The organism is Prevotella jejuni, from assembly GCF_900187995.1.
GTDB lineage: Bacteria > Bacteroidota > Bacteroidia > Bacteroidales > Bacteroidaceae > Prevotella > Prevotella jejuni.
The window spans coordinates 1-7117 of record NZ_FZNZ01000066.1; the positions used below are offsets into that span (position 1 = coordinate 1).

Annotated in this window: 1 protein-coding gene; it reads left to right on the top strand. The window is 47.5% G+C overall.

The features are described 5' to 3' along the window. The coding region (locus tag CHB62_RS14070) for a toxin TcdB middle/N-terminal domain-containing protein (RefSeq protein ID WP_089367325.1) at positions 1 to 7117 on the top strand (7117 nt) is incomplete at both ends.

A 7117-nucleotide genomic window follows, 5' to 3' on the forward strand; every position in this document is an offset into this window, starting at 1 on the left:
CAAGATATGGCTTCCTAACCTCATCGAATCGTTTGTTAGAGAAGCTAACGGTGCACTTCCAAGGAAGTACGCTCCGCAGTTATGCCTTTACCTATGGCGAGGGTGCGTTCAACAAAGATGTGCTTACGGGTGTGAAGCAACTCGACGACAAAGGTGCAGAAGTATCTTATCAGAATTTTGACTATTATGATGATGTACAGGCTGCTAAGGGGTATGTGCCTTTTAAGAACAGCCGAGAGAAGTGGGATACCCATAATGACAGATTGGATGCTGGGTTCCTCAACCCGATTACAGCTGTGGGTGGTCGTTTCAGTGATAAACCCACTGCATTGGGCGGTTCATTGAGTTCTTCCATTGGTGGATCATTCTATGCCGGTGTCGGTCTTGGCGATGGTAGTGCAACGACAAGTAATACAGCAGGAGCATCTTTTAGTTATTCAAATGATAAATCAAGCGGACTGTCCACCTTTGCGGACATCAATGGTGATGGTGCCCCCGACAAGGTGTATAAGAAAGATGGAGCTATCTATTACAGACCGCAACAGCGTTCCGTTGATGGTGCGGTTATCTATGGAGAGCCCATCCGAGTTCGTGGTATCAGCAATTTCTCTAAGTCTAGTAGTAACTCCTACTCTGGAGGAGCCGATGTAAAAGCAGGATGGCAGAAGATTGTTGCCACCCTTGGTACAGACCTCTCCAAGACCTCATCCAAGACTACGGTTTATTTCTCCGATATCAATAGTGACGGATTGGTAGACCTTGTTTCTGACGGAAAGGTATATTTCAATCATATCGAGTTTGATGCTTCAGGCAATGCCATACCAACCTTTACGCTGAGCAGCGCAGACACACCAAGTCCCATTATTTACGACAATAGCAAGTTAGATACTTCCGTTGGAGCAGTCACGCCCGAAGAACAAGCCGAGGTCATTGCCAATTCTCCTATGGAGGATATGGTGCGTGTATGGCAAGCACCGGCAGCTGGTATTGTGAATATTTCGGGTGAAGTACGTTTGTTGAAGCCGACCGGTGACTTCGACAAGTCGGAATACGATAAGGCAGACGGTGTACGTGTTGCCATCCAAAAAGGTGGTACGGAACTATGGCAGAAGATGATAACCAAAGGTGACGAAACCGGTTATCCTGCCACCGCTTCAAATATCACAGTTCAAAAAGGTGATAAGATTTATTTCCGTGTACAGTCCGGCAATACCGAAACGAGTAACGGTGCATTCGATAACGTCACTTGGTCACCGGAAGTAATCTATCAAGGACTATCATCGGGAGTACAGCCCAATGGTTATACCTCCAATGTATACAAGGCTACCGAGGGGGCTGTTTATACCAGTGAGGGTGAGATAGGCGTTAATGCCAAAGATATAACATTCTCCGGTAAATTCGTCAAGCCATCTACAACCGACGAGTTGACTATCCGTATCATTGCTGCCAATAACAAGACGGATGAACAAGGGAACAGCAATCCCAACTATGGGAAACGTACCGTATTCGAACGTACTTTTGCTCCCAAAGAATCTTTTAATGGAGATATAACAGCCTCTTATCAAGTAGCAGACGGCTTTGATAACCTTTCCTGTGAGGTAGTCGCTTCCTCCAACGTGGATTGGGCATCGCTGTCGTGGAAACCCATTGCTACTTATCGTGATTCCGTAGGTTCACCTATCAATGTGAATTTGGGTGTGCGATACAGCACTTATTCCGACACAAAGAGTTTAGCAGCAGCCTATACCTCCACACAAGGTACAAGCCTAACGGTAACACCTACCGTACAGTTATCCTCTAACAACGTAAGCGGTAAGGTAACACTTACAGCCAAAACGGCAACGTCACTTATTGCCAAGAAAGAATATTCCATCGTTAATGGTTTGATATTTGGCGAACCGATGCAGATTACTTCCGCACCGTCTGAAAAACTTTGGTTCGAGTTCTTCTATTCCGAAACATTGGATGGTGTCAATGCAACGTTGTCGACAGTAAGTGTGGTGCCTTCGTCTTCTCCTGTAGCTACTAAGGTTAATGCCGGTTTCTATGCCAAGATGCAGGACAAGGGCTTTGGTGACCTTTATCGTGGTTGGGGCGGATTTGTGTACAATGCCGCTGACGGACGCTATGCCAAGCCTATAGATGAAAGTCTGCTAAAACTCCCAAAAAGTGAAAAAGACAGGCTCGACCCCATGAAGATGGTCTTTACACCTTTAGGAACGGACTTGAACACCTTGTCACGCTGGACAGGACAGAGAACAGAAATCTACCTTACGGCAACGGAAGCCGGAACAGCTCGATTGACGGAGCAGGATGTTGTACTTGGTAATCTCTTTGGAGAGATGGCTAATGACAATACAGTAAGCGGAGACTGCCTACAAGGGACAGGTGCATTTGGCATCACACAAAAGACCACCAGCACCAGCACTGTCATACAGACAGGTGTAAGTATGCTCACGGTCAACAATGCTACAGGCAGCAGCACCACTAAATCCACCATGATGGACTTCAATGGTGACGGCTACCCCGACATCCTTGCCGGCGGTATAATCCAATACACCAACACTCAAGGTGGTATCAGTGGAGAAAAGACAGATATTGGTACTATCAAGAGTAGCAATCTATCACAGACATGGAGCCTTGGAAGTATCCCTGTTGCGTCATTCTCAATAACGATACCACACGCTAAGAATTCTAAGAGTAACAATAATAACCTGAAGTCATCACTGGAAGGCAAAGCCAGCGTCAGTTTGTCATTGGGCACTCCTAACAATGAGGATTGGAGCGAAGAGAGCTTTATTGATATCAATGGTGATGGTTTGGTGGATCGGGTTTATCAGAATGGTGATGTAAGGTTAAACTTCGGATATACATTCTCCAAACCAATCAAGTGGGATTTTGATAAGATACAAGGTGGTAACGCCACAACGTTCAGTACCGGTGGTGGTTTCAGTATCGGCAGTGGTAGTTATTCCGGGGGCATCGGACTTACGACTTCTGAAAATAAAGAAAAGTACAACCTTACCGACCTGAATAGTGACGGTTTGCCGGATAGAGTATGGATAGAAGGTAATGGCTTACTGGAGGACTACACCGTGCGTGTTGCATTCAATAATGGTTCATCTTTTGACCAGCCAATAGTGTGGAAGAGTGCTAAATCATTGTCAAATGCTTCTTCTACCTCAGAATCCGTCAATACCTCCTTTACCACACCTGTTACAATTCCTGTTGTAAACGTCAAGATTGCCGTCAATCCTGGGGTGTCACTCAGCCACAGCATCAATCGCCCTACCTATGCTTTGCAAGATGTGGACGGCGACGGCTACCTCGACATCGTAGAATCCGATAAGGAAAGTGAACTGAAAGTAACCCGCTCTGCCATCGGCAGAACGAACATGCTCAAGAGCGTGACCAACTCCCTTGGCGGAACCTTTACACTGGACTACGAACACAGCACGCCTACCTACGGACTTCCCGGTGGTAAATGGGTAATGTCGTCCGTAACCATTGACGATGGTATCCGTGATGATGGACCGATGATGAAGACGATGTTTGCCTATTCAGATGGACAGAAAGATCGCCACGAACGTGAGTTCCTCGGTTTTGGAAAGGTCGTAACCAAGAATATCGACACCGAACAGGGTGAATCCGCAGTCTATCGTCAGGCTGTGCAACTCTACGATGTGTCCACCTACTACGCACAAGGTAACGAACTTAGTGCCTCTGTGGAGGATGCCAAAGGCAACAAGTACACCGAGACACGCAATGAATATGACGGCTATTATATCACAGCCAACGGTGACAGCTATACTTTCAACAAACAGAAGAAACTCTGTAGCGACCGCGCCTCTGCTTTCGTACCGCTACGCTATACCGCCAATAAGCAGTATGAGGGACAGGCAAGTGGCATCACCACCTCAGAGGCTTGGAATGAGTATTACCTCACGGGGCATCATGGTGAATTGAAGTCCTACAAGTTCAGTGATAAGGGCAAGTTGGGTGCTGACGGTTCGGGTAAGTTCAACTACCAGACAGCAATACAATATGCTCACAATGATAACAAACATATCTTCGGGCTGCCTACCAACGTAACCGTAACGGGCGGTGATGGTAAGATTTATCATCAAGTTTCTGCGACTTACGATTTGAATTATGCCGACCATATTACGCAGATTAAGCAACAACTCGGAAGCGGCGAAGCTGTCTCTGACTATACTTATGATGCTTACGGCAACATCATCAAGACCACGCTTCCTGCTAACAGCAAGGGACAGCGCATGTGGTACACCTACCGCTATGAGCCAGTGATGAATATGTATGTGGAGCGCATAGACGATGCATTTGGCTACCGTAGCGAGGCAGCCAACTTCGACTACCGCTATGGTATGGCACTCCGCCGTATGGATCTCAACCATTTCTATTATGAAACGGATATAGACAACCTCGGACGTGTGAAAGCTGTGCGTGGTCCTAATGAGTTGGCAACAGGTGTGCCTTACATCATTGCCTTTGACTATCAGCCTAAGGCTACTTTCGGCACCAACGGTATTACATCGCCTGCTTACGCAGTAACGAAGCATTACGACATACAGCACCCAAGCGATGATATGGAGACCGTAACCTTCGTGGACGGCTTCGGGCGTCCCGTTCAGGTGAAGAAAGACGGTGTGGTAACGACAGCTGCTAAGGGTAGTGCTCCGAAAGACGAGACCGTAATGATTGTCAGCGGACGCAATGTCTATGACGCTTTCGGTCGTGTAGCTAAGGCTTACTACCCTGTAACCGAAGCAGTGGGAAACAAGACAACTTTCAACAAGGCATTTGACAACGTGTCGCCAACCGTAACGGTTTATGACGTGCTTGACCGTGCCATGAAAGTAACGCTTCCGGACAATGCTGAGACCAAGACAGAGTACTCTACCGATGCAGGTAGCAATACACTCGTAACGACTGTAACTGATGCGTTGGGTAATCGTCAAGCAACTTATACCGATGGTAGTGGCAAGACGGTGAAGACCGAGCAACTCAGCGGACCCGATGGTATCATTACCACTTCTTTCGAGTATGATGGCATCGACCGATTGGTCAAGGTAACAGACACCGAAGGCAACGTAACGACATCCGTCTATGATATGGGCGACCGTCGCACAGAGGTAAATCACCCTGCCAGCGGTATCACCACCTTTACCTACGATGCTTTGGGCAACGTACTCACCAAGCAGACAGCCAATCTCAAAAAGGAGAGCAAGACCATCAATTACGAGTACGATTACGGTCGTCTGACGGCTATCAACTATCCCGACCATCCGGAAAACAACGTGAAGTACCATTACGGTGGTATCAACTCTTCTCACAACCGTATCGGCAGATTGATGCTTCGTGAGGACGGTAGTGGTGCTATCGAGTATTACTACGGTAAGATGGGTGAGGTCTTGAAGACGGTACGCACGCTGATTGTGCCAAACCAGGCGGTGGCAACCTACGTAACACAGTGGAAGTATGACAGCCACAACCGCCTCTTGGAAATGATTTACCCCGATGAGGAAAAGGTCACCTACGGCTACAACCTCGGCGGACAGGTAGACCATGTGCGTGGCTACAAGTCCTATGGCTACGACTATGTGAACAAGATAGGCTACGACAAGTTTGAGCAGCGCACCTATCTGAAGTATTGTAATGGAGCGGAGACGTTCTACAGTTACGACTCTGCACGCAGACGTTTGCAGAACCTCGTGGTGAATGCTAAGGCAGGTATTATTATGGACAATGCCTACAGCTATGATGCAGTAAGCAACGTGCTCGGTATTAAGAACAATGCTCCACTCCCACAGAGTGGCAAGGCAGGCGGACAGATGAGCCATAGTTACTCTTATGACCCATTGTATCGTTTGGCAAGCGCAACAGGTACTTATAAGGGAACAGACAATAAAGCCGCTTCTTATACGTTATCTATGGGCTACGACAACATGCACCGCATCACGAGCAAGAAGCAGCACCTCACGCAAAGTAACGTACAGTTCAACGGTTCGCTCAACGCAGGCTACGACCTCACCTATACCTATCAGAAGGGAGATGGCAAGAAGTTCCAACTCGATAATGTTCGCGACATCAACTACCGCACGGAAGAAACTCCTACGGACAGCACGAATATCAACAACGGACACAAGTACGCTTACGACCTCAACGGAAATCTTGTCTATATCAACACCTCACGTGTAAAGAAAGACGGCAAGGAAGATGAAAAGGCAAGTGAGCAGAAGTATCGTTGGGACGAGGAGAATCGCTTGTTGGCAGCTGATGAGAATGGATTTGTGAGCAACTATTGGTATGATGCCGATGGTGAGCGCACAGTTAAGACCAGTGGCGAGAACGAAGCTATCTATGTGAACTCTGAGTTCTCAGGTGGTAACACTGGTACGGCAAGGTTCAGTCTCTATGTCAGCCCATACCTCGTGGCAGGGCAAGGTGGCAAATATACGAAGCACATTTATGTGGGTAGCCAGAGAATTGTCAGCAAGCTTGGCGACCTCGCTTCTTATGGCGCAGACCCAAGACGAATTCCATACGCAGGCAATGAGGCTGACGGCTTGACGGTGGACTACAAGAAAAAATATGGCGAGCAGTTGCAGGCTATCAAGGAAAATTACAAGGCGTTTGACCAACCTTATAACGGTAAGGACAATGACGACTATGTAAACGGTCAGGGTTTCTGCTGCAACGACGGTACGCCGGAGGCGGCACAAGCCCGTGCGATGGCACGCACAAGAGCTGTAAACGGCAACTTCAAGACCAACGACAACTACGAAAAGATGCAGTTCTACTACCATCCTGACCATTTGGGTAGCAGTAGCTACATCACCAATCTCGACGGTGAGGTATCGCAGCACATTGAGTATGTACCGTTTGGAGAAGTGTTCATCGAGGAGCGCAATAATACGTGGAATACGCCGTATCTCTTCAACGCCAAGGAATTTGATGAGGAGACGGGATTATATTACTATGGGGCAAGATACTACGAACCAAGGTTGAGTCTGTGGATGAGTACAGATCCGTTGCAGGAAAAATTTGTAGATGCTAGTCCGTATGTATATTGTTTGCAAAACCCTATCATAATCTT